This is a genomic window from Acinetobacter sp. MYb10 (assembly GCF_002980175.2).
In the GTDB taxonomy this organism is placed as follows: Bacteria; Pseudomonadota; Gammaproteobacteria; order Pseudomonadales; family Moraxellaceae; genus Acinetobacter; species Acinetobacter guillouiae.
In genome coordinates this window covers 943,637-969,853 of record NZ_CP058272.1, presented here as the reverse complement: position 1 = coordinate 969,853, position 26,217 = coordinate 943,637, and the positions used below count along the sequence as shown (strand labels likewise).

25 protein-coding genes are annotated in these 26,217 nt (G+C 37.6%); 16 read left to right on the top strand and 9 right to left on the bottom strand.

From position 1 onward, the window contains the following. Positions 1–381: 381 nt before the first annotated feature. Positions 382–846, top strand: coding sequence for a hypothetical protein (locus CQZ96_RS04620; protein WP_105712846.1), 465 nt, complete (start codon positions 382–384; stop codon positions 844–846). An 18-nt stretch (positions 847–864) separates the two neighbouring features. Here the strand turns inward: CQZ96_RS04620 and rlmKL are convergent, their stop codons facing one another. Then, the gene (gene rlmKL / locus CQZ96_RS04615; RefSeq protein ID WP_105712845.1) at positions 865–3,069 is read right to left on the bottom strand and encodes a bifunctional 23S rRNA (guanine(2069)-N(7))-methyltransferase RlmK/23S rRNA (guanine(2445)-N(2))-methyltransferase RlmL; all 2,205 of its coding nucleotides are present in this window, start codon (positions 3,067–3,069) and stop codon (positions 865–867) included. Positions 3,070–3,258: 189 nt separating this feature from the next. Between rlmKL and CQZ96_RS04610 the strand changes: the two genes are divergently transcribed. The 8 genes from CQZ96_RS04610 (at position 3,259) to CQZ96_RS04575 (ending at position 11,879) form a co-directional block, all read left to right on the top strand. After that, positions 3,259–3,870: a LysE family translocator gene (locus CQZ96_RS04610; RefSeq protein ID WP_105712844.1), complete on the top strand. Its 612-nt coding sequence runs from the start codon at positions 3,259–3,261 to the stop codon at positions 3,868–3,870. A 788-nt stretch (positions 3,871–4,658) separates the two neighbouring features. Next, positions 4,659–5,018: a hypothetical protein gene (locus CQZ96_RS04605; RefSeq protein ID WP_105712843.1), complete on the top strand. Its 360-nt coding sequence runs from the start codon at positions 4,659–4,661 to the stop codon at positions 5,016–5,018. Positions 5,019–5,130: 112 nt separating this feature from the next. Next, positions 5,131–5,724 carry a hypothetical protein gene (locus CQZ96_RS04600; RefSeq protein WP_105712842.1) on the top strand — a complete coding sequence of 198 codons (594 nt, stop codon included), beginning with the start codon at positions 5,131–5,133 and terminating at the stop codon, positions 5,722–5,724. Positions 5,725–5,818: 94 nt separating this feature from the next. Then, positions 5,819–6,835 carry an aspartate carbamoyltransferase catalytic subunit gene (locus CQZ96_RS04595; RefSeq protein ID WP_105712841.1) on the top strand — a complete coding sequence of 339 codons (1,017 nt, stop codon included), beginning with the start codon at positions 5,819–5,821 and terminating at the stop codon, positions 6,833–6,835. 16 nt (positions 6,836–6,851) lie between these two features. Continuing rightward, on the top strand, positions 6,852–8,087 hold the full coding sequence (locus CQZ96_RS04590) for a dihydroorotase (protein WP_004721093.1): 1,236 nt from the start codon (positions 6,852–6,854) through the stop codon (positions 8,085–8,087). Positions 8,088–8,280: 193 nt separating this feature from the next. Beyond that, positions 8,281–9,831, top strand: a complete 1,551-nt coding sequence (locus tag CQZ96_RS04585) for an OmpA family protein (protein WP_105712840.1) — start codon at positions 8,281–8,283, stop codon at positions 9,829–9,831. A gap of 145 nt (positions 9,832–9,976) precedes the next feature. Further along, positions 9,977–11,011: a hypothetical protein gene (locus tag CQZ96_RS04580; RefSeq protein ID WP_004721090.1), complete on the top strand. Its 1,035-nt coding sequence runs from the start codon at positions 9,977–9,979 to the stop codon at positions 11,009–11,011. Between the two features lie 88 nt (positions 11,012–11,099). After that, on the top strand, positions 11,100–11,879 hold the full coding sequence (locus CQZ96_RS04575) for a Rossmann-like and DUF2520 domain-containing protein (protein WP_105712839.1): 780 nt from the start codon (positions 11,100–11,102) through the stop codon (positions 11,877–11,879). A gap of 39 nt (positions 11,880–11,918) precedes the next feature. Here the strand turns inward: CQZ96_RS04575 and CQZ96_RS04570 are convergent, their stop codons facing one another. Beyond that, positions 11,919–12,077, bottom strand: a complete 159-nt coding sequence (locus CQZ96_RS04570) for a hypothetical protein (protein WP_004721086.1) — start codon at positions 12,075–12,077, stop codon at positions 11,919–11,921. Positions 12,078–12,206: 129 nt separating this feature from the next. Further along, positions 12,207–13,610 (bottom strand): PLP-dependent aminotransferase family protein, encoded by a 1,404-nt coding sequence (locus tag CQZ96_RS04565; RefSeq protein WP_105712838.1) that lies wholly within the window; start codon positions 13,608–13,610, stop codon positions 12,207–12,209. Positions 13,611–13,765: 155 nt separating this feature from the next. Here CQZ96_RS04565 and CQZ96_RS04560 point away from each other — a divergent pair, with 155 nt between their 5' ends. Then, on the top strand, positions 13,766–14,620 hold the full coding sequence (locus tag CQZ96_RS04560; RefSeq protein WP_105712837.1) for a hypothetical protein: 855 nt from the start codon (positions 13,766–13,768) through the stop codon (positions 14,618–14,620). A 111-nt stretch (positions 14,621–14,731) separates the two neighbouring features. Here CQZ96_RS04560 and CQZ96_RS04555 read toward each other — a convergent pair whose 3' ends face one another. Further along, entirely contained in the window at positions 14,732–15,616 is an 885-nt protein-coding gene (locus CQZ96_RS04555) for a LysR family transcriptional regulator (protein WP_004721080.1), read from the bottom strand. Positions 15,617–15,783: 167 nt separating this feature from the next. Here CQZ96_RS04555 and CQZ96_RS04550 point away from each other — a divergent pair, with 167 nt between their 5' ends. From CQZ96_RS04550 to CQZ96_RS04525, 6 genes are all read left to right on the top strand, one after another. Beyond that, positions 15,784–16,470, top strand: a complete 687-nt coding sequence (locus CQZ96_RS04550; protein ID WP_004821006.1) for a hydrolase — start codon at positions 15,784–15,786, stop codon at positions 16,468–16,470. Positions 16,471–16,509: 39 nt separating this feature from the next. After that, the gene (locus CQZ96_RS04545; protein ID WP_105712836.1) at positions 16,510–18,384 is read left to right on the top strand and encodes an amidohydrolase; all 1,875 of its coding nucleotides are present in this window, start codon (positions 16,510–16,512) and stop codon (positions 18,382–18,384) included. Between the two features lie 57 nt (positions 18,385–18,441). Continuing rightward, positions 18,442–18,606, top strand: a complete 165-nt coding sequence (locus CQZ96_RS04540) for a DUF1427 family protein (RefSeq protein ID WP_004721074.1) — start codon at positions 18,442–18,444, stop codon at positions 18,604–18,606. Between the two features lie 38 nt (positions 18,607–18,644). After that, positions 18,645–19,322: a YoaK family protein gene (locus CQZ96_RS04535; protein ID WP_227515068.1), complete on the top strand. Its 678-nt coding sequence runs from the start codon at positions 18,645–18,647 to the stop codon at positions 19,320–19,322. A gap of 48 nt (positions 19,323–19,370) precedes the next feature. Further along, positions 19,371–20,078, top strand: a complete 708-nt coding sequence (locus CQZ96_RS04530; RefSeq protein ID WP_105712835.1) for a YoaK family protein — start codon at positions 19,371–19,373, stop codon at positions 20,076–20,078. 266 nt (positions 20,079–20,344) lie between these two features. After that, positions 20,345–21,607: a carbohydrate porin gene (locus tag CQZ96_RS04525; protein ID WP_004721069.1), complete on the top strand. Its 1,263-nt coding sequence runs from the start codon at positions 20,345–20,347 to the stop codon at positions 21,605–21,607. 189 nt (positions 21,608–21,796) lie between these two features. Here CQZ96_RS04525 and CQZ96_RS04520 read toward each other — a convergent pair whose 3' ends face one another. Genes CQZ96_RS04520 through CQZ96_RS04500 form a run of 5 tightly spaced genes read right to left on the bottom strand, consistent with a single transcriptional unit; the run spans position 21,797 to position 26,199 of the window. Then, positions 21,797–22,507 (bottom strand): aspartate/glutamate racemase family protein, encoded by a 711-nt coding sequence (locus tag CQZ96_RS04520; protein WP_004721068.1) that lies wholly within the window; start codon positions 22,505–22,507, stop codon positions 21,797–21,799. Position 22,508: 1 nt separating this feature from the next. Next, positions 22,509–23,531 carry a D-cysteine desulfhydrase gene (locus tag CQZ96_RS04515; protein ID WP_105712834.1) on the bottom strand — a complete coding sequence of 341 codons (1,023 nt, stop codon included), beginning with the start codon at positions 23,529–23,531 and terminating at the stop codon, positions 22,509–22,511. A gap of 17 nt (positions 23,532–23,548) precedes the next feature. Next, positions 23,549–24,340: an ABC transporter ATP-binding protein gene (locus CQZ96_RS04510; RefSeq protein WP_105712833.1), complete on the bottom strand. Its 792-nt coding sequence runs from the start codon at positions 24,338–24,340 to the stop codon at positions 23,549–23,551. Beyond that, positions 24,340–25,119 (bottom strand): ABC transporter permease, encoded by a 780-nt coding sequence (locus CQZ96_RS04505; protein ID WP_105712832.1) that lies wholly within the window; start codon positions 25,117–25,119, stop codon positions 24,340–24,342. Before CQZ96_RS04505 ends, CQZ96_RS04510 begins: the two co-directional genes overlap by 1 nt. A gap of 9 nt (positions 25,120–25,128) precedes the next feature. Then, on the bottom strand, positions 25,129–26,199 hold the full coding sequence (locus CQZ96_RS04500; protein WP_105712831.1) for an ABC transporter substrate-binding protein: 1,071 nt from the start codon (positions 26,197–26,199) through the stop codon (positions 25,129–25,131). Positions 26,200–26,217 lie beyond the last annotated feature (18 nt).

Here is a 26,217-nt window from a genome sequence, read left to right as displayed (position 1 = left end):
ATTGGTGCAAGGGGAAGTAATATTGATGGATAGCACTTGTGAAGGGGAAATGAGGTTGATTGTGCAGCAGAATGCCACATTAAGACTTTCCGCATAATAGGGAAAACACTACACATCACAGAATTGATGCAAAGGTTTATTAAGGCCTGTTTAATCCCCCAATCAAGCATCCAGAGCTATAGGGATGCATAGATCTATAAACCATCTAGAAGAAGCAATCGGCATAGCCTTGGCTTTTTATCATATTATTTTAATCTTCAATTATTTATGCGTGTTTATTTAGGTTTTACCTATTATCGGGTTTTTCATGAATTTATTGAAAAAACGGTCAAAAATTGATAGTTTTTTCAATGAGGAATAATAAGAAAGGAAAAGTTGATCATGAGGATCAAAGATAAGGACAAATCTGATTATTTAAAAATATTCGGTTTTCTCTTGATGGCATTCAGTTCGATAGAGGCATTGGCAGATAAATTAGATGATCAAGATCTTGCAGAGCAATCTGTAGGTGTGGTTAAACTGTCACCCATTATTATTAAAGCTGTAAAGGAAAATGCACAACAACCTGTAGAAGAGCAAAATAATCTGCATAAACAAGTTGCTCAGGAAAGGTCAGACGATGCTAAAAAAGATGAAATTTATTCTACTGTATTAACTGATTTCGAGTGGCAGAAAAAAGATCCAGATCCAAATCAACCTGGGGATAAATATTTAAAGCCACTAGAAAAATATAGAATAATTGAGGTTGGTTATAATCCATATCAACGCCATGATGTTCGAATTACAACCCAAGATCGCGTTACACTTTATATAGGACACGAAATTGACCCCGTGGCTTATAAATAAGCCCGAGGTCCAACATGATTAAACAGGGAAGTGTTTAATTTTCCATGCTCTATGGATTTTTTGATTACGTTTGAAATCTAAGCCAATTGTTTCATTGGTGATCTCTTGTACATCAAACATTGCATCGATTTCTTCATCCATCTCAAAACCACGATAGTTATTTGAGAAATACAACGTTCCCTCTGTGGTTAGACGATTCATTGCACGTTTAAGTAAAGAAATATGGTCACGTTGCACGTCAAAAGTACCGTAGAATTTCTTTGAATTTGAGAAGGTTGGTGGGTCAATAAAAATCATGTCATATTGTTCATGACCTTCTTTTAACCATTCAAAACAATCACTTGAGAAGAATTGATGCTGTTCATCTGGATGATCAACTGTTAAGCCATTCAAGACAAAGTTTTCTTTAGACCAATTTAGATAAGTATTGGATAAGTCAACACTTGTCGTACTTGCAGCACCACCTAAAGCAGCGTGTAGACTTGCTGTAGAGGTATAACTATACAGGTTCAGGAAATGTTTTCCTTTAGCTTCAGCTGCAATACGTAGACGCATTTGACGGTGATCTAGGAATAATCCAGTATCCAAATAATCAGTCAAGTTGATTAAAATTTTGGCTTTACCTTCTTGAACAATAAAACGTTTAGATGCAGTACTTTGTTTTGCATACTGGGTTTTACCTTCTTGACGGGCACGGGTTTTGATAAAGATCGCATCACGACCTAAACCTGTTACGGCACGGATTGAAGCCAAAGCGAGGTTAAAACGTTTTTTGGCTTTTTCTGGGTCAATGGTTTTTGGTGGTGCATATTCTTGAACATGTAAACGATCACCATACAAATCTACAGCGACATTAAAGTCTGGTAAATCTGCATCATAGAGACGTAAACAATAAATATCTTCTTTTACAGCCCATTTTTTCAAAGCTTGCATATTTTTTTGTAAACGATTGGTAAAGTCTTCTGCACCTTCAATTTTTTCAAATTGTTGAGGTTGCCAATCTGCAAGGAAAGGTTTAACCACTGCTGCAGGCTTAATATCACCAAAACGAATATAAATTGGCAATTTACCATTCATTAAACGTAAGATTTGTGGATTGTTAAATGCCAATACATCAGCTTGTTCAACAGCTGCTGCGATAACGGCAGCATGTTGATTGGGGAAATTCTTTTGTAGAAGTGCTGACAGACCCAGATATAAAGCTCGGTTAGAGGCTTTTTCCCCTAAACGCTCACCATAAGGTGGATTGGTGACAATAAATGAAGTTTTGCCTTCTGCTTGGAAATCAGGCCAATCTGCTAAAGTACGCTCTTCAATTTGAATTTGATCCAGTTGTTGCTCAAATCCAGCAGCAATAATATTTTGTTTGGTTGCTTTTACTGCTTCCCAATCTGCATCATAGGCATAGAATTTAGGTAAAGGTTGTTCTAGGGCAACTTTATGACGTTCAGCTGCTTCAGCTTTAATCGACATCCATAACTCATGATCATGCCCATTCCAGCCATTAAAGCCGAAACGGCGCACTAAACCAGGTGCACGATCAGTTAGGATCATCAATGATTCAATAATAAAGGTTCCTGAACCACACATTGGGTCAAGAATAATTTCTGGATTGCGTTGTTTAAGCTGTGCTTTTTGTAGGATAGCGGCTGCTAGGTTTTCTTTTATTGGGGCATCTGTCATAAAACGACGATAGCCACGCTTATGTAAAGAATCCCCAGATAAATCTAAACAATAGGTGTGTTCAGTTTTTCCAGCAAGCACATACAGGGTAATTTCAGGCTGTTTAATGTCGATACTTGGACGTTTTCCTACAGCTTCCATGAAGGAATCAACCACACCATCTTTAACACGTAAAGTCGCAAACTGTGTATTGACTTTAATATCACGTTCTACGTGAAGACGAATTGCGAAAGTACTTTGTGGTGCAAAAATAAGTGACCAATCAAAATTGATCGCACCTTCATAAAGTTCTTCTGCAACGTCACGTGCGTCATGGGTAAATTCAAGTTCATGGACATGGATCGGTGTCAGTACACGAGAAGCCAAACGTGACCACATACAAACACGGTATGCATCTTCGAGTTTGCCTTTAAAGACTAAACGTCCAGGAAATTTTTCAATATCTTGAATCCCTAAACCTTGAATTTCTTCTTGCAGTAAGGTTTCTAGTCCATCTGCACAGGTAACCCAATATGTAGAAAGACGTGGTTTCGAATTCATGAATATTTCCAAAGACATTAAAAAAGCAATCGCGTATTTTAGCGTATTTTGATGACGAAAACTTATAGAATGGCCTTTTAAGTCCGAAATTTTATAAAAAGTACTAAATTCAGTTAAAAATTCGGTTTTTTTGCTTGAAATATATTCAAATATCAATATGTAGATAAGATCAAATAACGAATTTAAAAAATGCTCAGTCTTATTGTTTCAATGTTTATTTTTTCGCTATCTATGTCGATTTCACCGGGACCTGTGAATTTGACCATTTTAACCAGCAGTATGAATTATGGTGTAAAAGCAACTTTTGCATTTATTTCAGGGGCGACCATTGGTTTTACCTTGTTATTGGCATCAGTCTGTTTTGGTTTATATCAAATGATTGTGGTTTATCCTGTACTTCTTGATGTGATCACGATTTTAGGTACAGTTTTATTGTTGTGGATCGGACTCAATATTCTACGTGCAAAAGGGACAGTTATCTCAAGTCAATCCCAAGATGAAGTAAAAATACCAACCTTTATACAGGGTGCGTTGATGCAATGGCTAAATCCCAAAGCATGGATTGCCGCAGTGGCGGGTACAGGGCTATTTTCAACGGGGCATATCCATGCTGTTTTATTGGTTTTTGTAGTGATTTATTTTGTCGTCTGTTATCTATCTTTATTACTGTGGGGGATTGCTGGTGAAAAGTTAGCAAGCTTTTTAAATACAGGAAATCGAGCACGTCTTTTTAATATCGTGATGGGACTGTTATTGATTTTGATTTCATTGGAAATGTGTTGGCGCTATTTTTATCATTAAAATTTGATTTAACTTTCTTACATTCAATGTAAGGCTTAAACATGGATTTATTTTTACAATTGCACTGATGTATTGAACAGAATAGTGTCGCTGATAATCATGATGCTTTAGTTGATAGGCTAGGTCAAATGACTAAAAAGCAAAAAAATCGAAATATTGAGCAAAGCTCTGAAAGATTTGAAGTATTACTGATTTGCATCAATTCATTGATCATAAATGAAGCTTATGTTTTTGTATGAACTTTTAGAAACTCTTGGTTATCAATTCATTTTTGTACTTTTGAATCATAGATGGTGATCCTATAGTGGGGCGACAGGGATGTCGCCGTTGGGCGGGGGTAAAGGACGTACCCCTCGCACGACGGAAGATTTTTGTCACTTTTCATCTCTGAAAAGTGAGGCATCGCCTACGCAAAGCTATTTAAACTTTGAATGTAAGGTGTGGCATTGCAAGATTTTTAGAATTAAACAATTTATTTTTCTCATGTAATTGATTTAATTTAAAATATTGATTAAGAGAAATTATATTCTCGTTTCTGAGTTTTTTGACAGGTTGAATATAGTTCATGATGAGCGCAAAGTGCATACGGGGCAATTTCTAGATCTATTTGAAGATCCGCAATGTGTGGGGCGAGTTCTAATAGCTAAACTTCTAAATAGAGAATAATGTGTATGCATTATTAATTCATTTTATGGTGTGATTTTGGTACACAATTTGCTTAATTATCCATCGTATTGGCTCAGAAATTTAATTGAATTTTTAATGAATTAATAAATACGGGGATTTCTATGCAAGATATTAACAACAGCAGATTTATTGCACATGCAGATGCGTTTTCCATCGGGGCATTAATCTTAACGCGATTAAGACGTGTGACAGGACGTGTGATTGATGTGATGTATTTAGTGGATAATAAAAGCTATGCACAGTATGTGATTGATATGTCATTGGCGACTCAAGATCCAGAATTAAATCGTCATGCCTTGCGCTTACAGCATTTATTAGAACAGGAACAACCAGCTTCCTCTGTGAATACAGTAACGACAACGCAAGTTGAACAAAGCGAGGAAGCATATGTTTCTGGTGCAACAGAAGAAGAAATTTATCGAGCACAAGTTTCACATCACTATATTGGTGCATTGAGATAAGTGGGGGCAATAAGCTCTAGCTATAGTGTTAGAGCTTAATTGATACAGTGTGATTAAAATTAAAACTCATTTATAGTATTTTTAAGCTGAGGATAAGCTGTGAGACAATCACTTGAGTTATACGAAATTCAATGCAGAAATTAGCAAATATTTAAAAAACAACCAAATGATTTACGTGGGTACGGCTGATGAGTCGGCACAACAAACTGAGCTGCGATTAAGTCATTATCATCAAGCAAAGGCTGTTGTGTTTAAACTGTGGGTTGAACAGAAAAAATATAAAGAATTAATCTCCTGTGCACATGGGCGTTGGTATCCTTATGAGGATTTTACTCTGCCATTGGCACAATATTTTGCTGCTCAACAGGATTTTCCACATTTAAAATTTCTTTGTGAACACGAGATCCGCTTTCGTTTAGAAGATACCTTAAAGTGCTTAAAACGTGTAAAAGAATACGATGTGACATTAACCAATATACAAATATCGGAATATCAATTGCATGATTTTGATCCACAAAAGTACCATCCCATAGCAGAATTACTTAAATGGCGTAATCAAGCCTTGTTGCGAATAGATGCTTATATTGAGCTGTTAAAAGATCAATCAGATATTGACTACCTCAATATGATTCAGCAACTTCGAGAAAAATTGATGAACTTAACGCTCAAACTGGCAGACTTAAAGCAGATCAAATTTAAAATTTGATCGCTGACTTTTATGACTATTTGTCCAAAACTTCAACTGCCAAAGAAAAAGAAAATCTGTATAATACGTTAACTTAACCTCTAAGGAATCTCTCATGCACTTGGCGGCATTGCATACACCGAGTCAGATTCAACTCAATAATGACGGAAACTTAAAGCATTTCCTGACCATCGAAGGTCTTTCTAAAGCAACCCTCACCAAAATTCTAGATACAGCCCATTCCTTTATAAATGATCAAAATCAACTGATAACGACACCACTTTTAGAAGGTCGTACAGTGATGAACTTATTCTTTGAAAATTCGACACGTACACGAACTACTTTTGAAGCGGCTGCAAAACGCTTATCTGCAAATGTATTGAATATTGATATTGCACGATCAAGTACTTCAAAAGGGGAAACATTGCGCGATACACTATGGAACCTCGAAGCGATGGCAGCAGATATTTTTGTTGTACGCCACTCTTCATCAGGCGCAGCGCATTTTATTGCTGAAACAGTTTGTCCGCATGTTGCAATCATCAATGCTGGAGATGGGCGTCATGCTCATCCAACTCAAGCAATGTTAGATATGTTAACCATTCGCCGTGAAACGAAAAAGAATTTTGAAGACATTAGTCTGGCGATTATTGGTGATATTAAGCATTCGCGTGTTGCACGTTCAGATATCGCAGCGTTACAGATTTTAGGTTGTAAAGATATCCGTGTAATTGCACCAAATACTTTGCTTCCGTGTGGTTTTGATGAATATGGTGAAGGCGTTCGCTTGTTCAATAAAATGGATGAAGGCATTAAAGACTGTGATGTGATCATTACTCTACGTATTCAAAATGAACGTATTGATTCACCAGCTTTGTCGTCACAAGCTGAATTTTACAAAATGTATGGTTTAAATAAAGATCGGCTTGCCATGGCTAAACCTGATTGTATTGTTATGCATCCGGGACCTATGAACCGCGGTGTAGAGATTGATTCTAGTATTGCTGATGGTGCGCAGTCGGTAATTTTGCATCAAGTGACCAATGGTATTGCAGTGCGAATGGCTGTTTTGGCTTTGGCAATGCAAGGTCAGTTGCAAGAGAAAGGTTTGTTAGAAGCAATTGCAGTTTAAGGTTAAGGATAAAGTCATGAGTAGTGTAAAAATTGAAAATGTACGTGTCTTAGACCCAATCAAAAAAATTGACACTGTACAAACGGTTTATGTTGAACATGGAAAAATAGTCGAATCATCTGCCAATGTCGTAGATACAATTGACGGACAAGGAAAATGGTTGATACCGACCATGGTGGATTTGTGTGCACGATTACGTGAACCAGGTCAGCAACAGCATGGTACCTTGAAGTCAGAAGGTAAAGCGGCACGTGAAAATGGTATTTTGCATGTATTTACCCCACCTGATTCAAAGCCGATCGTGCAAGACAATGGTGCTTTGATTCATGGACTTGTAGAAAAAGCCATGTTAGATGGTGGTATTCATTTACAAGTGATTGGTGCGCAAACCCAAGGTTTAAATGGTAAACAACCCGCAAATATGGCAGGTTTAAAAAAGGGTGGTTGTACTGCCGTTTCAAACGCCTATGCAACTTTTAAAGATGATGATGTGGTTCTGCGTACCTTGGAATATGCGGCTGGTTTAGACATGACCGTAGTGTTTTATCCAGAAGAGCATCAGATCGCAAAAGACGGTTGTGTACATGAGGGGTTTATTGCCTCACGCCAAGGTTTACCGATGATTCCAGCACTGGCTGAAACTGTTGCTATTGCGAAATACCTGTTGATGATTGAAGCCACAAGCGTCAAAGCGCACTTTGGTTTGCTTTCAAGTGGTGCATCTGTAGAGTTGATTAAAATTGCAAAAAACAAAGGTTTGCCTGTGACAGCAGATGTTGCAATGCATCAATTGCATTTAACAGAACACTTAATTGATGGTTTTAATTCTTTGGCACATGTGCGCCCACCATTGCGTGCTGAAAATGACAAAGAATTACTGCGTCAAGGTGTCAAAGACGGTGTGATTGATGCGATTTGTACCCATCATGAACCTTTGAGTGGTTCTGCGAAATTAGCGCCTTTTGCCGAGACTTTACCCGGTATTAGCGCATTTGATACCTATGTGTCTTTTGGGGTGCAATTGGTTCGTGAAGGTTTGTTTGAGCCTTTAGAATGGGTTGAAAAAGTTACGCTTGCCCCTGCAAAAGTGGCCAATATGACGGATCGTTGGGTCAAAGAGTCGGGTTGGGCTTTGGTTGATCCAGATCTAGAATGGGTTGTTAACAATGACAGTATTTTATCTCATGGAAAAAATACGCCATTAATCAATCAAAAAATGGTCGGTAAAGTGCTACAAACGTTTACTGCCTAAGCTGTAAAATTTACATAAGCGCAAAAATTGAAACAAAAAGCCAGCATAAGCTGGCTTTTCAAATAGATATTGAACACGCTGTGCTACAAAAAGCTATTATAACTATTAGAATTTAATCACTAGAATAAAAAATGATCAATAAAATGATTTTTAATGTGACAAATACAACAATGAAATCGGAGTGTCCAAAATTATGAATATTATCGAGCTTCTAAAAGAACGGGTGACCACAAAAGTTTTACAGGGTGATCTTCAGTTTCAAGATGAAAAAATCGGTGCTTTAAGTGCCTTTTATCCCATTCTCCTCTCAGTTTTAAAATCAAAACCAGAACTTATTAATACACTTCAACAAAATCTAAATCCTCGCTTAGGCGATATTTTCAGTCACCAACCAGAAACAGTCGCGCATTTTTTAGGACTGGTTGCGGGCAATGCACCGACCCAAGAAATTGAAACCACATTAAACCATTCTATTGCTCCGACTTTATCATTGCTTGCAGATCAAGCAGGTTCAGATGGTAAGCATGAAATTTTTGATTTTATCAAAGCGCAATGGAACAATATTCAAGATGCTTTGCCAGCTTGGGCAACAGGATTATTTGCCACACTGGGCTTAAGTGTAGGCGGTCTTGGTTTCGCAGCCACAACGCAAGCTGCACCCGTGGCTGAGGCTGTTATCCCCCCTGTAGAACCTGTGGCACCGATACCTGTACAAAGTGTATCTCCAACACCAGTACCTCTTGATACGTCTACAATCACAACAAATTCGATCCAAGATGAACCTAAAAAATCCAATTGGTTATTGCCAATTATCGCTCTGTTGGTGATTGCAGGATTGGCCGCATTGTTATTTAAACAATGCAGTAGTAAACCGCCTGCTGGGGGAGATCCAGTAAGCAGTGGAGCTTCACAAGCTGTTGCTGATTTGCAAGCCGCTGAACTGCAAATTTCTACAGATGCTGAAGGTAAATTAGCAAGTTGTCAGGCACAATCGAGCAGTCAATCTTTACTGGATAGTTTAAAAACTAGTATTGCCTCAGTGTTTGGCCAAAACGATCATTGTCAACTTACAGCCAGTGGTGCTTATGCTGCTGATTTGCCAGATCAAAATGCTGTAGATCAGGTGTTGGCTAAAATTAAAGGCATTCCAAATATTTCACTGGCTTGGATCGGTGATCAACTTACCATTCAAACAGCAGATTTAGCGCAAGCACAAAAATTGGCAGACGAGTTAAAAGCTGTTGTTCCTAATCTACACATTTCTGCACAGCAAACAGCCGATGCAAATGCAGCTCCAACCAGTAGTGCTGCAAATGTAGATACAAGTAATTTACAAGCAGACCAAGCACTTTCAAGCATTCAGGCAGATAAAGCCAATGTAAATGATATTGCCGCTGCATTGAATTTACAGGTGATTAATTTTGCGACAGGTTCTTCAGGTATTCCAGAAGCCAATAAAGCGATTTTGGATAAGGCAGCGAATTTGTTAAAACAACTACCAGATGCAAAACTTGTGGTTAAAGGTTATACCGATAATGTTGGGAATGCGGATTCAAACAAAAAATTATCTGAAAAACGTGCAAAATCGGTTGTTACATATTTGGTTGAAAAGGGCGTACATACTTCGCAGTTAACTGCTGAAGGACATGGTCAAGACAATCCAATTGCAGATAATTCAACCAAAGAAGGGCAATTTAAAAACCGCCGTATTGAGTTTGAAGTACTTGGTGCAACGACGCCATAATCTTTTTGAGCGGTATGTTCGGTGTTAAAACAGGCATAAATTGTATAAAAAGCTTCTGAATATCCAGAAGCTTTTTATTTTTTTACTCGAAAATTCTTCAATTATTTGGTTAAATGACCCACATAAAAATATGATCGTATAAACAATGAATAAATCATTAAACCCATTATTTATGATTGCTGCGATTTCGAGTACCTTAATGCTGTCAGGCTGTGATTACTTCAAAAAGAAAAAAGATGAAGGTAATTCTGAACTTGCAGAGTGGAGTTGTACCAATCAAGATAATATCAATCAAATTCAAAAATATTTGAAAGATGAGTATTTGCGTGAAGTCGCAGATAATATTAAAAATTCTGGTTATGAAGCTGACCAAGCACTACTTCAGAAAATTAACAATGCTTTAAAGTTTGAAGTCAAGAATGTTCGTACGATTACTGAAGATTCGTCTAAAACCAATCAACTGGAATGTGAAAGTCAGTTAGTGGTTCAATTCCCGAAAGGCTTACAACAGCGTGCTGAAAATTCATATGCAGAATTTGGGCAAGATTGTGAGGAGGGATGTGAGGGTGATGGGTATCGCAGCATACGTGAGTATATCGAAGCTGGTGAATCTAAATTGGTATTGGCCAATGATCAGCTGAAAGGCAAGTTTAATTATAATGTTGTGAAAACAGACAAAGATGGTTTAACCCTTGATGTGCTTAATCAGGATGCAGTTATTCAAGGGGTAACTTTTGTTACGGTAAAAGCGGTGCAATACGCAGCCTATATGAAAGAAAATAAAGATATGCGTGAACGCGAGCAGGTCAACCAAATTGAAAATGCAGAGCAAACAGCGCTTGCACAAAAAGCCATGGATATCCGCAAAAAAGAGCTAGATGAAGAAAAGCTCAAACAAGTTGATCGTTTAAACCAGACTTGGGATAGTTTGAGTGATGAACAAAAAGCACAATTTAAGCAAGATCAAACAGAATGGTTTGAAAAACGTGATGTTGATTGTAAAGTCATTTCACAGAAAAGTTTTGGTGATATTCCAGACAGTGAAATTGAAACCTATCAGCAACAACGTCAATATTGGGATGATGCGATGTCTCAGCAAAACAAAGAGATGCAATATACCAAGTGTTTTAATAAACGTACCGCTGAGCGAATTATTTACTTAAACAATGCATTAAATTGATGTAATCATCATAATCTGAGAGGGATGAATTGATTCATCCCTTTTTTATTGGCATGCTGTAACTATATTTAAAGTTTTAGATGTTGATATGCGTATTAGTATTGTTGGTTCAGGTCGTGTTGCTACACATTTTGCAAAAGCATTGTCAAAACAACATCATATTGTTCAGATTTATAGTCGTGATTTAAACAATGCACAACGCTTAGCCCAGCAGGTGAATGCTCAGGCTATTGATGCTGTGCATTGTATAGACCCTGAAATTGATTTATTGATTATTGCGGTGAGTGACCAAGCCATTGCTAAAGTCATCCAAACGATTCATTCACAACTTTCGGATGTTTTGATTGTTCATACTTCTGGCAGTACCAACCTCAATATATTGACTGAACACCATGTAAAATCTGGGGTTTTTTACCCCTTACAGACTTTTAGCTTTGAACGTGAAGTGGATTGGCAGAATACCCCGTTATTTATTGAAACAGCTTTGCAAGAGGATTTGTCTGCTCTAACGACGCTTGCAAATAGTCTAAGTAATCAGGTTTATCCATATAATTCAGCACAGCGGCTGAGCTTACATATGGCAGGGGTATTTGCCTGTAATTTTACCAATTATTGTTATGACATGGCTAAACAAGTGGTCGATGCACAGCAGGTCGATTTTAATTTACTGTATCCATTAATTTTGGAAACAGCAAAAAAAGCCACTCAAAATGATCCTGAAACAATGCAGACGGGTCCTGCAAGGCGTGGAGATGTGAATATTTTAAATATGCATCAGCGCATGTTACAGGTTATGGGGCGGGAAGATCTTAAAGATGTCTATACACTTTTAAGCCAACAGATACAGAAAAAACACTCACTTGATTAAGTGAGTGTTTTTTCTGTATCTTTTGAAATCAATTGAGATCTAGTTTAAAGCAGCGTGATCTGCACCGATTGTGACAATAACACCAATACAAAACAGACTACAGTAGATAAAAAACCAGATGATCATGCGTTTAAAGGCTTTGTCTGAAATCGAGCTATCAGCATATTGTGGTTTTTTAGGGCTTTTGTCATCATTCATCGCAAAATCTCTTTCTGCTTAATATAGATTCATTATGGATAGAAAAGTGTTCACACTGTAGATACAAAAAATTAGAAAAAAACTATAACAGATAAGTAAGCAATGATGAATCTGTTATAAAAATTCAGCTTATGTTGCGACTGATTTACCAATAATATAAATCAATTGGTTTAATGCATTTTGAATCTTTTCATTCATTTCAAATGAACAATTCATCCGAATAAAGTGATTTTGTTGATTGCTAATATTAAATAAGCTGCTCGGCGCGACACTAACACCGTGTTCTAACATGTGCTGATAGATCTCATTACTATCGACTTGTTCAGGCAATTCAATCCATAGAAAGTATCCGGAAGGATAATAATTGACATGGCATTGCTCAGGTAAATGGGTTTTTAAATAATTAAAATATTGTTTTTTATAACGTTGTAAGGTGGATCGTAAAGTTTTTAAATGTTTTTCATAATGACGATGAGAGAGGTATTCAACCAAGGCATTTTGGATAAATGAGTTGACTGAAAGGGTGCTCATAAGTTGAGTGTGTTGAATATGTTCAGAGAATTTACCTGCATAGACCCAACCGATACGAAAACCTGCACCTAATGTTTTTGAAAAAGAAGAACAATGTAATACCCAATTTTGTTGATCAAAATACTTCATAGAGAGGGGTTTTTTCTGATCATAGTAAAGTTCTTCATAGACATCATCTTCAATCAAATAAATTTGATATTGGTTGAGTAACTTCGCCAATTTTAATTTAATTTCGTCACTCACAGTAAAGCCAATTGGATTCTGACCATTTAACATCATCAAACACACTTTAATTGGATATTTTAAAATTGCCTGTTCGAATGCGTCTAAATCAATGCCATGTTCAGGGTGCTCTGGAATAGTAATTACTTTTAATCCAAGTCGTTCAGCCGCTTGCCATGCCCCATAAAAAATCGTTTGTTGTAATAAAATATAGTCCCCAGCTTGTGTAAGTGCTTGCAATGAAAGATTTAATGCATCTAAACCTCCAGACGTAATCACAATATCAGATGGATCAGTGGGGATGCCTTGCATAGCATACTTTTGAGCAATAATTTTTCTCAGTTGATAATTTCCGGGTGGGAGGCTGGGTGTTTGTTCATAGCTACGCCGTTGTCGAGCAAGTTGTCCGAGCGTTTGTATCAGTTTAGCGGAGTAGAGCAACTGGCTATTGGGAAAGGCAGAGCCTAAAGGGATAATGTGTTCGGACTGGGTTGATTTTAAATATTTAAAAACAACGGAGTTAATTTCAACTGTTTCATTAATAACATGTAATGTAGTGGGGTGATCTGAGCTTTGTTCTACAACAAAATACCCTGACTTTTCTTTTGAATAAATCAGACCTTGCGCTTCGAGCTCTTGATAAGCATTCATCACCGTAATCAGGCTTAAACCTGATTGTTCAACCTGTTGACGTAGTGAGGGTAACTTTTCATGCGCTTTCCACGTCCCATTTTCAATCAATAGTTTTAGGCTATGGGCCAGTTGTTCAGATTTATACATATGTCAATGCAAGTGGGTATTTAAAATAACTATAACAGAAGCAATCAGCACAGCTCTATCTGTTATATATTTTTTCTAAAATTTTGTGGCTATATTTCTTTTTGATTTCTTTCCAAAATAGTCGCACACGATGCAGTATACAATGAGGCAGGGATATGTTTGTGACGACTCAGTTGAATGTGCTCACACAAGTTTTATGTGAGCATGGTTGCTCTGAAAATGTGATAGAGCAACTCAATCAAAGATTTGTAAACTTAGAAGCTACATTGTTGCGTGCCAAAGTCTTACGTGAATTTTCAAAAAAGAAAAGTACAGCGATTATCCAATCTGCAATTACTTCAAATCATTTAAGTCTGGCTTATTTGTTTTCACCGTTTATTTTGGCGAATTTAAATCAAACAGTGCTTTACTCAACAGTTCTGACTGCACAAGTTCAAGATATTTTAAAACCTTATTATCAGGTGGAAAAAACCATGAACTTGACCAAGGATGATGTCGTTCTAGAAAGTTTAAATCTATTTTTAGACTTACAAGATCAAACATGGGATGCACAGGAATTTGTTTATTTTCAGTTGTTCAAAGCACTGACTCAGGCAGAAGTTGATCGTATCTTTTTAATTACAGATCAACCGATCAATTCAGATTATTTGTTTGAAATAGAATGTTTTTTTAAGGTTCGAATTTTCTTGGTAAATCCCGAAAATGATCAAGCTGGTCTAAATTTGCAATTAGATCATCATGATCATAAATTAAACATGCAGAAGCTTTTGTTTAAATATAAAGATGATTTTTATGTGGCTTTATGTCGTAAATTTTCAGAAATGAATGCTAAAATTTTAAATTTATCAGGTCTTTATGATCTAGCTCAAGCGCAAAACCTAGTCGAAGATATGTTTTATTCTGAACATATTTATGAAAAATTATCGGTTTATGCTGAGTATATGCAAACACGATTACAGAACAATGTGTTTAGTCCAAAATTCAAATCTGTGTCAAGCTTGCAAGCTTAGATGCTGAATAATTGCATAAACAACACTTTGTTAAATTGCTATCTATAAAGATACGACATGAGCAGTGAATACTTAGTTATTAGGTTAAAGTCTAGTCTAAAGCTTTATATTTTAGCGATCAGATAAGTGTTTTTTGAGATGATCTAAAAAGAGCTTCACTTTTTTTGGAATCTTTTGTTGAGATGGTGTGATTGCATAAAAATAAAGTTGCTTTGAATGATAGTCTTCTAAACAGCGAACAATTTTTCCAGCATCTTGATCTTTTTTTGCTAAAAAATCGGGTAAAAATATAATGCCTTGATCTTGTTTACAAAAATCTAAAAGGAAATCGCCACTATTGCATGTCAATTTCGGCGTACAGTAAATAGTTTCTTCTTTTTTATTCTTATTCAGCACAATTTTAGTACTTGAATCGGTTTGTGAATACAACAATAAACTGTGCTGTTTTAACTCATCAATTGTATTGGGTACGCCATATTTTGCAAAATAAGCTGTAGTTGCATAGAAATGTCGATGATAGGTACTAAACAGGTGAGCATTGCGCTGATCAATATCCTGACTGATTCTTAGAACAATATCATATTGATCTTCACTGATATTTAAAAACTTATCTGAAAGTAACAAGTCTATTTTGATATTGGGGTACTGTGTCATAAATTTAGAAATGATCTCGGTAAGATGCGCATGTCTAAATGAATGAGGTGCATTGATTCTGAGTTTACCCTCGGGATATTTCTGGTCGTGAGTAAAGTCACTGGTTGCCCATTCAAACTCACTCATAATGACTTTAGAGTGTTGATAAAATTTTTCACCTGAATGAGTTAAATCCATTTTGCGGGTATTGCGGATGAACAGGACCGTATTAAAAATAGTTTCCAGATGGCAAATTCTTTTCGCAACTTGATCTCTAGTAATGTTTAAGTGACGTGATGCACTGCTGAAATTTCCATATTCAACGACACTAATAAAAGTATTGATACAGTCTAATTTATCCATTTAATTTTAAAGTACTCTTCACTTGAATGATTAAAGTAACGCATCATCCTACGCTGATCAATCATTGTATCTTTTTAGGATACAGTTTGTATTTAAAATAGTGTCTAGTGGTTTACGTGTATTTTTGCTTTTATATAAATTCCTTTATAAATGTGTTGCTAATCAAAATGAATAAAGCATTTTTAGAACAACTTACACCTCAAAACTGTCAAATCATCTTTATTGATCAACAACCACAAATGGCTTTTGGCGTACAGTCAATTGATCGTCAAACTTTAAAAAATAATGTGGTGGGATTGGCTAAAGCCGCTCAGGTTTTTAATATTCCAACCACCATTACAACAGTAGAAACAGAAAGTTTTTCAGGACACACTTTTCCAGAATTATTAAATGTGTTCCCTGAAGCCCCTTTACTCGAAAGAACCTCTATGAACTCATGGGATGACCAAAAGGTTCGTGATGCATTGGCAGCCAATCATCGTAAAAAAATTATCGTATCGGGTTTATGGACTGAAGTTTGCAATATTACATTCGCTTTTGGTGCAATGCTGGAAGGTGATTATGAAATTTATATGGTTGCCGATGCTTCAGGTGGAACTTCAAAAGAAGCACATGATTATGCGATGCAACGGATGATTCAAGCAGGCGTGGTTCCTGTAACCTGGCAACAAGTTTTACTTGAGTGGCAACGTGATTGGGCACATCGTGAAACTTATGATGCAGTGATGGACATTGTGCGTGAACATTCGGGTGCATACGGTATGGGCGTAGATTATGCATATACTATGGTACATAAAGCGCCAGAAAGAACCACAACGCAACATGAAGTTATTGCACCTGTGTCAGCAAAATAAACCTTATGGATATAAATATTCATCTACATGGAGATGATCATGACAGATGTACAGTTAATTCTTAAGAACGGCAAAATTACCACGCTTGACCCGAAACAACCTGAAGTAGATGCAATTGCGATCGCTGATGGAAAAGTGTTTGCCACGGGTGATGAAAATAGCATCATGAAGTTGGCCAACGACTCGACAAAAGTGATTGATTTAAATGGTCGTCGCGTTATTCCCGGTTTAAATGACAGCCATCTCCATATTATCCGTGGCGGGCTTAACTATAATATGGAGTTGCGTTGGGAAGGGGTTCCGACTGTTAAAGATGCTTTAAGCTTACTCAAAGAGCAGGCAGAAAATACGCCAGCACCACAGTGGGTACGTGTTGTCGGTGGGTGGACTGAATTCCAATTTGCAGAAAAGCGTTTACCAACTTTAGCTGAAATCAATAAAGCTGCACCTGATACCCCTGTTTTTATTCTGCACTTATATGCAAGTGCAATGCTGAACAGAGCAGCATTAGACGTCTTAGGTTTTAATAAAGATACTCCTGATCCACCCGGGGGCAGAATAGAACGCAATGAAAAAGGCGAGCCAACAGGTTTATTATTGGCAACGCCTTCTGCTGCAATTCTGTATTCAACACTGGGTAAGGCACCCAAATTACCCGTCGAAGATCAAGTGAATTCTACTCGACATTTTATGCGTGAGTTAAATCGACTCGGTGTTACTTCTGCGATTGATGCCGGAGGGGGTGGGCAAAACTATCCAGATGATTATGCAGTGATCAATCAATTGCATGAAAAAGATCAAATGACCGTTCGTATTGCTTATAACCTCTTTGCACAAAAAGCCGGTGAAGAGTTAGAAGATTATCAACGATGGACAGAAATGACGTTTCCTGGTGATGGTGATGCATTATTGATGATGAATGGTGCGGGTGAAAACCTGACTTGGTCAGCTGGTGATTTTGAGGATTTTTATGAACCTCGCCCAGATCTTCCAGAAAAAATGGAAACTGAATTAGAAGCTATTGTTGAACATTTGTCTGAGAAGAAATGGTCGTTTCGAATTCACGCCACCTATGATGAAAGCATTAGTCGATTGCTCAATGTTTTTGAACGTGTCAATGGTAAAAAGCCATTTGAAACCCGTTTTATTATTGACCATGCAGAGACGGTTTCAGAAAAAAACATAGAACGGATTGGTGCCCTCGGTGGAGGAATTGCCATTCAACACCGTATGGCGTATCAAGGCGAAATCTTTGTTCAGCGTTATGGTGCCGATGCAGCCAAAGACACGCCTCCGGTAAAAAAAATGCTTGAGTTGGGTGTACCAGTGGGCGCTGGAACAGATGCGACGCGTGTTGCATCATACAATCCTTGGGTCTGTTTGGCATGGTTAACCACAGGTAAAACTGTGGGTGGTTTTACTTTATATGATGAGAAAGACTTACTTGATCGTCAAACAGCGTTAAGACTATGGACCAAAGGATCTGCTTGGTTTTCAGGCGAGCAAAACCATAAAGGCGCTTTAGTCGCAGGGGAACATGCAGACCTAGTTGTACTCTCAGATGACTATCTCACTGTTGAGGGCGATGAAATTCAATTTATTGAATCAGTCATGACGGTGATGGACGGTAAAGTGGTCTATGCGGGTGCCGAATTTAAGCAACAAGATCCACCGATTCCACCCGCTTCGCCTGATTGGTCACCAGTCAAGCGATTTGGCGGGCAGTGGCGCCACTCTGAAAATCGTAATGCGCCTTCCTTACAACCCTTACAAAAAGATTCAGCAGTGTGTGCATGTTCTAGCAGCTGTGGCATGCATGGACATTCGCATGCATGGATGCTTGATGTTCCTATCAATGATCAGGATAAAAAATCATTTTGGGGCGCATTAGGCTGTTCTTGTTTTGCTTTTTAAAACCAACCTAAAAAATTCCATCTGAAACTAGGTGGAATTTTATTGGGGGAGAAATTTATGAAAATCTATCTGATCTCTTTGGCCGTTGGGTTGTTGGTTGGCGTGTTGTATTACCTATTAAATGTGAAATCTCCAGCCCCCCCTTTTGTGGCCCTATGCGGTTTATTGGGGATGGTTATTGGCGAACAACTCATGCCAATGATTAAAAACTTATTATCCTAACGATAGGGTGATGCAATAACAGGAGAAAGGGGCAAATGATGCAATTCAGACTAAGTAAGTTATTGAGCTTCAATGCAGGCTATGTCGATACTGCAAGCTTTCTCGCATTGCATGGCTTATTTTCTGCCCACGTGACAGGTAATTTTGTAACATTAGGCGCGGCTTTAGTCTCCGAGAGTCAAACAGGTGCTTGGGCTAAATTGGCAGCACTACCGATGTTCTGTATTACAGTTTTATCGGTCAAATTGTTGGATCAAAAGTTTATCCGACATCAAAATAGTTCATATGCGTTTTTTCTAAAACTGATGTTTTTGCTTTTTAGTATTGTCGCCGTATGTTCCTACTTTTATTTGCCCTTTCCGAAATACGATACCATCATGAGTTTCACTGTAGGCATGTTGTTGGTGGCGGCTATGGCGATTCAAAACGCGATGCACCGTATCCATTGGACGAAAGAATCACCAACAACCGTGATGACGGGTGCTACAACACAATTGATGTTAAATATTGCCGAGCTTTTTTCCAAACCTTCTCAGGAAAAAAGACTGCAAATTCGACAGAGTATTGTTGCAATTTTTCCAACCATGTTGAGTTTTGCACTGGGATGCGCAGTTGCCGCAATCGTATATAAATTTGCACTACTGTGGTTATTTTTGCTTCCCCCAGTTTTATTGCTGATGATTTACATCAATCGGGACAACTATAAAAAAGCTTAGGTTTTGAAAGATCCTAATTCTAATTAATTATTGAATGACGAGTAGAACATGGAAAATATACAAACGACGCCGCCGAGTGGGTTTTGGAAAACATGTCGAGATCCTTTGTTATTGACAATTGTGGGTGGCGCAATTGATACCATTGGCTTTATCGCACTGTTTGGTTTTTTTACTGCGCATGTCACAGGAAACTTAGTCTTAGCTGGTGCTGCTTGGGTCAAAGGTGGGCCTGGGATTTGGATTAAGCTTGGGGCAATTCCCTTATTTATTCTGACTGTTGCCATCACCAAATATTGGATTGATCGTAGCGTACAAAAACATACCACCTTAAGTTATTTATTTTTGGGGGAAGCAATTTTTTTAATTGGGTTTATGCTTGCAGGTTTATATTTTGAACCGTTTAAAGATGCCAATAGTGTCACTGTCGCAATTACAGGTGGTTTAGGGCTGATCGCCTTAGCTATTCGTAACACTTCAAGTAAAACCTTAATTAAACATATTAGTCCGAGCACCATGATGACGGGAAATACAACACAGTTAGGTATAGATATTTCTAATTATTTAAGAGATCGGAACCATAGCAATATGCAAAAGTTACAGCACAGTTTCAGCATTGTGGTGGGTTTTGTGATTGGCGCATTTTTAGGTGCTTTTTTATATGTGTATCTAGATTTCTGGAGTGTCGCTTTCTTTGTGGCACCCGTGTTGTATCTGTCTTATCTCGCAGCCCAGCAAAGATTTGTCCAACCAAGCTAGTGACTCAATGATGAATAAACGTCAATGAGTAATCATGCTTAATGGAGTTTTGTCATGATTATTGTGACCACGTAGGCGCTTAAAAATTCCCTCAAATATTTATTGGAACAATCGTCTTTTAGTTAAATCAAGCCTTGATTGATTTAACTCGTATTCATCATTCACATTTTTGAGAAATCCAAAAATTAAACCATGTTTTGTCGAATAGCAAAACCAGCATCTGTCATTTATTTAAATTATGGACTTTGCAAAATTAAGGTAAACCTATGTCAAATTTGATTAAATTTACAATTTCTCTTGTTTCATTGCTCAGTATACAGTTACATGCTGCTCAATACAGCTTAGACAAAAATAGTCCTTATTTGTTTGGTGATTGGGAGGGGATGCGGACTGAACTTTTAAAGCAAGGCATTAAATTAGATGCAAACTTGATTGTAGACAGCGCTTATTTAGTTGATGGTGGCTACAATCCGGGGAGTGATCCTAAATATGCCAGTCAATTTTTAATTGGTTCAACTTTAGATTTAGAAAAGCTGGCAAATTGGGAGGGGATCACATTAAGAGCAACAATCACAGCAAGACAAGGACAAAGTTTATCTTCAGAAGGTATTTCTGATCCATCCGCACCACAGCTTGCCAATGTTCAAGCAAATTATGGTCGTGGCAACAGTAAAAGTCGATTGACCGAGTTTTCTTTGGAGAAAAACTTTAAAGAACAGGGGCTCAGTATTAAATTAGGGCGTTTGGGAATGGGTACAGATTTCAATGTGATGTCTTGTGAATTTCAAAATAATTCATTTTGTGCTACGCAAATGGGAAAATGGCAAAGCGGAATTTGGTATAACTCTCCAATTTCTCAATGGGGTGGTCGTTTAAAATATCAATTTCACCCAGAACTCGCCTTACAAATCGGTGTTTATGAATATAACCCTCAAAATGCTTTAGAACGGCATGGCTGGAATCTGAGTACCCATCAAGCTGATGGTGTCACCATTCCGTTAGAGATGATCTGGCAACCGAAATCATTGATCAATGCATTAGCAGGAACTTATCGCGTAGGGGCAATATATAACACTGCAGATGAAACTAAAAATCAAAAGGATATACGGACGGGGCAGCAACAAAATCATACCTATGGCGCTTGGTTTAATTTTGACCAGCAACTTACTTCAGTTGGTGTAGGAAAGCAGGGCTTACACAGTTTTGCAAATTTTACATTCCATAGCCGTACCACCAACAAGGTGGATCAGTCTCAACAGATCGGTCTAAAGTATTATGGGGTGATAACCAGCCGAGCTGAGGATAATTTGGGTTTTGCGCTTAATCGTATTCATATCAATAATCGTTTTGCAGATGATAAGAAACAAATTAATGCTGATGCCGAATATAATATTGAATTAAATTATAGTTATTATCCAACAAAATGGCTGATGTTACGTCCAAGCCTGCAATATATTGTTCATCCTGGTGCAACACATGATATCAACAATGCTTGGGTCTTGGCATTGGGGACAAAGCTTAACTTTTAGAATCAAGAATAGTTAATTAAATTTTATCAATGCATACTGATGTTACGAACACTAGATATTTATCTATATTGATTATAGATGGGTTTATATACTGCTTGATCCATGCTTATGCCATATAATGTAAGGCAATAAAAAGCCGAAAATAATTCAAAGTATTCTCTTAAATAGAAAATGAAGACTGATTTATTTTTAGTAAAACCACCTTACACAAGCATCTGCTAAAAGTTGCGTAGTATCGAAGCTTACATTTAAAATTGGAGATTGAATGGCGTGTAAGCCCAAGGGAATTTCTGTACAGGCTAAAATAATTGAACCTGCACCTACATCTATAAGCCGTTGACTGAGTTCTTGAAAAATGATACCTGCTTTTTCTGATTCATTCCGTTTAACAGCATAAACTGCAGGCATAAATTTTTTTTCAATTTCTTCTTCAGAATTCATTACATAAGGGATGTTATATTTACTTAATTCACGTTGATATAACTCGGTAGAAAGGGCGCCTTTGGTTGCTAAAATTCCAACTTTATCACCATATTTATAATGATCCAAAATCTGTTGTACAGTAATTTCAATCATATTTAAGATTTCAATATTGGTCTGTTGTTGTAAGTCAGCATGCCAAAAATGTGCGGTGTTACATGGAATTGCCACTTTAGCAACACCACTACGTTCTAAAATTTTTAAACCATGTAACATGGCTTTGAAAGGACTTTCACCTAAGTTTTTAAGTGCAAGTTGTCGGTCAGGAATTCCACCATGATTCCAAACAATAGTTGGAATATGTTCCTGATCTTTAGTTGCAGGGCTTGCATCGAGCAGGCGCTGTTGAAAATCAACTGCAGCACCTGGCCCCATGCCACCCAGGATTCCGAGCGTAGGAAATTCTGAAAAATCAATCATTTTACAAGCGGTATGCGTCTTTGTGAGAGAATGCTTTACGGTACCCAAATAAGCCTACAGCACCACCAGTATGCAGAAAGATCACTTTGTCGTTTTTAGTGAAATAACCTTGGCGAATTAGGCCTACTAAACCTGCAAAACCTTTACCTGAGTAAACTGGGTCAAGCAAAATACCTTCAGTTCTGGCAAGGAGTTCAACAGCTTCAACCATGCTGTCTGTTGGGATACCGTAACCTTCGCCAACATAGTCACTATTTGCCACAACTTTTTCACGTGCGATAAGATCAGCACTCAAACCAAGATGTTCTAAAGTTGAGCGAGTAAGTTTATAGACGTTTTCTTCTTGTTTAGATTTTTCAGCACGAACGCTGATACCTAACACAGGTAAGTTAGAATTCGTTGCAACAATACCCGCTAAAAGACCTGCTTGAGTTCCAGTACTCCCTGTTGCATGTACAAGATGAGTTGGTGCAAGTTGGATCTGGTTGAGTTGGTTAATTAATTCAATTGCAGTAGATACATAACCTAAAGCACCAATAGCGTTTGAGCCTCCACCTGGAATAATATAAGGGCGTTCACCTTGTGCTTCTAATTCTTTTGCTTTTGCTTCTAAAGCAGCAGCCATGTCTGTGCCGCCAGGAACAACTTCAATTGATATGGCACCTAAAATTTCGTCCAGCAATAAGTTCCCATTGTTGTAATATTCATCTGCAGCATCACTGACGCGTTGTTCAAGTAAAACAGATGCTTTTAAGCCGAATTTATTTGCTGCAGCAATGGTTTGACGAACATGGTTAGATTGAGTTGCACCTTGAGTAATCACATGTGTTGCGCCTTTTGCAATTGCATCGCCTATTAAAAATTCTAATTTACGGGTTTTATTTCCACCAGTAGCAAGACCTGTTGCATCATCGCGTTTGATATAAATTTCAGGACCGTTTAATGCTTTGGTTAAGTTAGGTAAAAACTCAAGAGGAGTAGGTGCATGAACAAGTTTAACGCGGGGTAAATGACTTAATAACATAAAAGTGTCCTGTAGATTTAGTGTATGTAATCAATCATGCGGTTAACTTCTTTGCGCATAATTTCTAAAATATGTTTTTTGGCTTCAATGAATTCTGGCTGTGGAGCAATATTTTCAATCGTACGTGTATGGGGTAAATTGACTTGAATATCTTCTGCAATACGCCCAGGATGTCCTGCCATTAAGATAATGCGATCTGCTAAAAGTAAAGATTCGTCTATATCATGAGTGACAAATAAAACGGTCGTTTTGTTATCTTGCCAAAGCTTAGTTAATGTTTCCTGCATCAAGATACGTGTTTGAGCATCCAAAGCACCAAAGGGTTCATCCATGAGTAAAATTTTTGGTTTCATGACCCAAGCACGGGCAAGTGCAACACGTTGTTTCATCCCCCCTGAAATTTGCCAAACGCGATGATTTTCAAATTTTTTTAAACCTGTTTTTTCTAAGTAATATTCAGTTTGTTCGGTAATGTATTTAGGCTCTCCCTTTAATTGCTTAAGGGGAAAATAAATATTTTCTTTCACTGTAAGCCAAGGGAATAATTGTGCTTGTTGGAATACAACAGCTCGATCAATGCCTGGTGCTGAAATAGGTTGACCATCTACATAAATGTTACCAGAGCTAGGTTTTTCAAAACCTGCAAGTAAGTTCAAAATAGTTGATTTACCGCAGCCAGATGGACCAAGTAAACAAACGAACTGACCCTCAGAAATTTCTAAGTTAATGTCTTTTAGAACCGTATTTTCAGATTTGTTTTGCTTGAATGTTTTTTGAAGATTATTTAGCTGAATAAATGCTTGAGTCATTATACTTTTCCTGTCCAAGGTGCCCATTTTTGCTGTGCTTTTACAATGAGCCAATCTAAAATAAAGCCAATTGTTCCAAGTAAAATAATACCGACAATCACAACATCAGTACGTAAGTATGAGCCCGCGTTAATGATCATCCATCCTAAACCTGACGTTGCAGCAACCATCTCAGCCGCAATTAATGAGGTCCAACCAATACCAATCGATAAGCGAATCGTGGTGAAAATTTCAGGAAGTGAAGAGGGTAAAATGACACGAAATAAGATTGATGCTTTTCCTAGTCCCATTGTTTGTGCAGCTTGAATTAAACCCTGTGGAACGTTTTGGCTTGCTGCAGTTGCGCCAACAATTATACTAAGTAAAGTAGCAATAAAGATTAGGAAAAATTTTGATGCCTCACCAATCCCCAACCACACAACAACTAATGGGATTAAAGCAATTTTAGGAATAGGGCGTAAAAATTGTACGAATGGATCTAAAATGGCATTGAGTACAGGACTACGGCCCATTAACAACCCCAAAGGAACACCAATAATAATGGCAATGAAAAATGCAAAAAATGCACGTGCCGTACTTACTAAAATGTGTTGATAAAATGGAGCATCTCGATAACCGTTTTGAAATAAATCTAAAACTGTATCTACTATTTGTAAGGGGGATGGCAATAAAATGGGTGACACAAGTTTAAAGGTACACACAAGCTGCCAAATAACAACAAAAGTGATTAGTGATAATGCACTAATTACTTTTGCTTTAAACGGGTTCAACTGACTCATTCTATAACCTTATTTAGTTGCTTCGATAAGGTATTTACTGTCGATATTGGGCGCATAACTTTTTGGAACATCAGACTGTTTTAGCTCGCCGATACCGACTAAAAATTTAGCAATATCTTGAGTTGCTTTTGCCAAGCCTGAGTTTTCATCGTTTGATGTTGTACCTAGATACTTTTCAGATGCTTGATCTTTCAAAGGAATGTAATCAATACCTGCCAATGTAGTTTCAACTTGCTCGTATGGAAGGTTTAAGTATTTAGAAATTTTTTCAGAAGCTAATTTCGGATCTTTTTTATATTCATCAACTTGTTCTTGGTATGCTTTTAAAAACTTAATCACAAGATCGGGGTGTTTTTCTGCAAATTCTTTGCGGACAGCGAAGTTGTTATAAACCAAAATGCCTTGTTCATTTAGTGTCGTTGTACGATAAATCTCTTTGCCACCTTGTTTTTCTAATTGTTGTGTAAATGGGCCCCAAACATAGGCAGCATCAATATCGCCACGAGTCCATGCAGAAACAATTTCAGCAGGTTTAAGTGGTAATAATTTGATTTTTGATTTATCAATTTTATTTAATGTAAGTGCTTGTTCTAATGCATATTGTGCAGTTGAGTTTGCAGGGAAAGCAACTCTTTTACCCACTAAGTCTTGTAGAGTTTTAATTTCAGGTCGAACAATCAAACGCTCTGCACTTGAAATTAGACCCTCTAAGCCAATGACTTCAATGGGTAATCCGCGAGTGATCCCTGCAACAGCTGGACTTGAACCAAAACGGGCGATATCAATTTCATTGGCAGCAAAGTAATTAATCACATCTGCTCCCGATGCAAATTCAACCCACTTAATTTTGGTGCCTAAAGCTTTTTCAAAATCTCCGTCGGCTTTACCTAGGACCCAGACACGGGGACCACCACCCCAAGCAAAACGGACCTCTTGTGGTTGTTCTGCTGTTTGTGACGCTTCAGCTTTGGGTTCATTGTTTTGTGGCGATTTATTTCCACAACCAACTAAAAGTGTAAAACTGAGAATACCGAGGGACAAAGCCAAATTTTTAAAATGAAAATCTGTTGTATTCAACATTTTTCTTTCCAGTGTTTT

Bases quoted from the DNA above. Each gene is read 5' to 3' on its own strand.
- CQZ96_RS04620 (WP_105712846.1), top strand. From the start codon at position 382: ATGAGGATCAAAGATAAGGACAAATCTGATTATTTAAAAATATTCGGT.
- rlmKL (WP_105712845.1), bottom strand. From the start codon at position 3,069: ATGAATTCGAAACCACGTCTTTCTACATATTGGGTTACCTGTGCAGAT.
- CQZ96_RS04610 (WP_105712844.1), top strand. From the start codon at position 3,259: ATGCTCAGTCTTATTGTTTCAATGTTTATTTTTTCGCTATCTATGTCG.
- CQZ96_RS04605 (WP_105712843.1), top strand. From the start codon at position 4,659: ATGCAAGATATTAACAACAGCAGATTTATTGCACATGCAGATGCGTTT.
- CQZ96_RS04595 (WP_105712841.1), top strand. From the start codon at position 5,819: ATGCACTTGGCGGCATTGCATACACCGAGTCAGATTCAACTCAATAAT.
- CQZ96_RS04590 (WP_004721093.1), top strand. From the start codon at position 6,852: ATGAGTAGTGTAAAAATTGAAAATGTACGTGTCTTAGACCCAATCAAA.
- CQZ96_RS04585 (WP_105712840.1), top strand. From the start codon at position 8,281: ATGAATATTATCGAGCTTCTAAAAGAACGGGTGACCACAAAAGTTTTA.
- CQZ96_RS04580 (WP_004721090.1), top strand. From the start codon at position 9,977: ATGAATAAATCATTAAACCCATTATTTATGATTGCTGCGATTTCGAGT.
- CQZ96_RS04575 (WP_105712839.1), top strand. From the start codon at position 11,100: ATGCGTATTAGTATTGTTGGTTCAGGTCGTGTTGCTACACATTTTGCA.
- CQZ96_RS04570 (WP_004721086.1), bottom strand. From the start codon at position 12,077: ATGAATGATGACAAAAGCCCTAAAAAACCACAATATGCTGATAGCTCG.
- CQZ96_RS04565 (WP_105712838.1), bottom strand. From the start codon at position 13,610: ATGTATAAATCTGAACAACTGGCCCATAGCCTAAAACTATTGATTGAA.
- CQZ96_RS04560 (WP_105712837.1), top strand. From the start codon at position 13,766: ATGTTTGTGACGACTCAGTTGAATGTGCTCACACAAGTTTTATGTGAG.
- CQZ96_RS04555 (WP_004721080.1), bottom strand. From the start codon at position 15,616: ATGGATAAATTAGACTGTATCAATACTTTTATTAGTGTCGTTGAATAT.
- CQZ96_RS04550 (WP_004821006.1), top strand. From the start codon at position 15,784: ATGAATAAAGCATTTTTAGAACAACTTACACCTCAAAACTGTCAAATC.
- CQZ96_RS04545 (WP_105712836.1), top strand. From the start codon at position 16,510: ATGACAGATGTACAGTTAATTCTTAAGAACGGCAAAATTACCACGCTT.
- CQZ96_RS04540 (WP_004721074.1), top strand. From the start codon at position 18,442: ATGAAAATCTATCTGATCTCTTTGGCCGTTGGGTTGTTGGTTGGCGTG.
- CQZ96_RS04535 (WP_227515068.1), top strand. From the start codon at position 18,645: ATGCAATTCAGACTAAGTAAGTTATTGAGCTTCAATGCAGGCTATGTC.
- CQZ96_RS04530 (WP_105712835.1), top strand. From the start codon at position 19,371: ATGGAAAATATACAAACGACGCCGCCGAGTGGGTTTTGGAAAACATGT.
- CQZ96_RS04525 (WP_004721069.1), top strand. From the start codon at position 20,345: ATGTCAAATTTGATTAAATTTACAATTTCTCTTGTTTCATTGCTCAGT.
- CQZ96_RS04520 (WP_004721068.1), bottom strand. From the start codon at position 22,507: ATGATTGATTTTTCAGAATTTCCTACGCTCGGAATCCTGGGTGGCATG.
- CQZ96_RS04515 (WP_105712834.1), bottom strand. From the start codon at position 23,531: ATGTTATTAAGTCATTTACCCCGCGTTAAACTTGTTCATGCACCTACT.
- CQZ96_RS04510 (WP_105712833.1), bottom strand. From the start codon at position 24,340: ATGACTCAAGCATTTATTCAGCTAAATAATCTTCAAAAAACATTCAAG.
- CQZ96_RS04505 (WP_105712832.1), bottom strand. From the start codon at position 25,119: ATGAGTCAGTTGAACCCGTTTAAAGCAAAAGTAATTAGTGCATTATCA.
- CQZ96_RS04500 (WP_105712831.1), bottom strand. From the start codon at position 26,199: ATGTTGAATACAACAGATTTTCATTTTAAAAATTTGGCTTTGTCCCTC.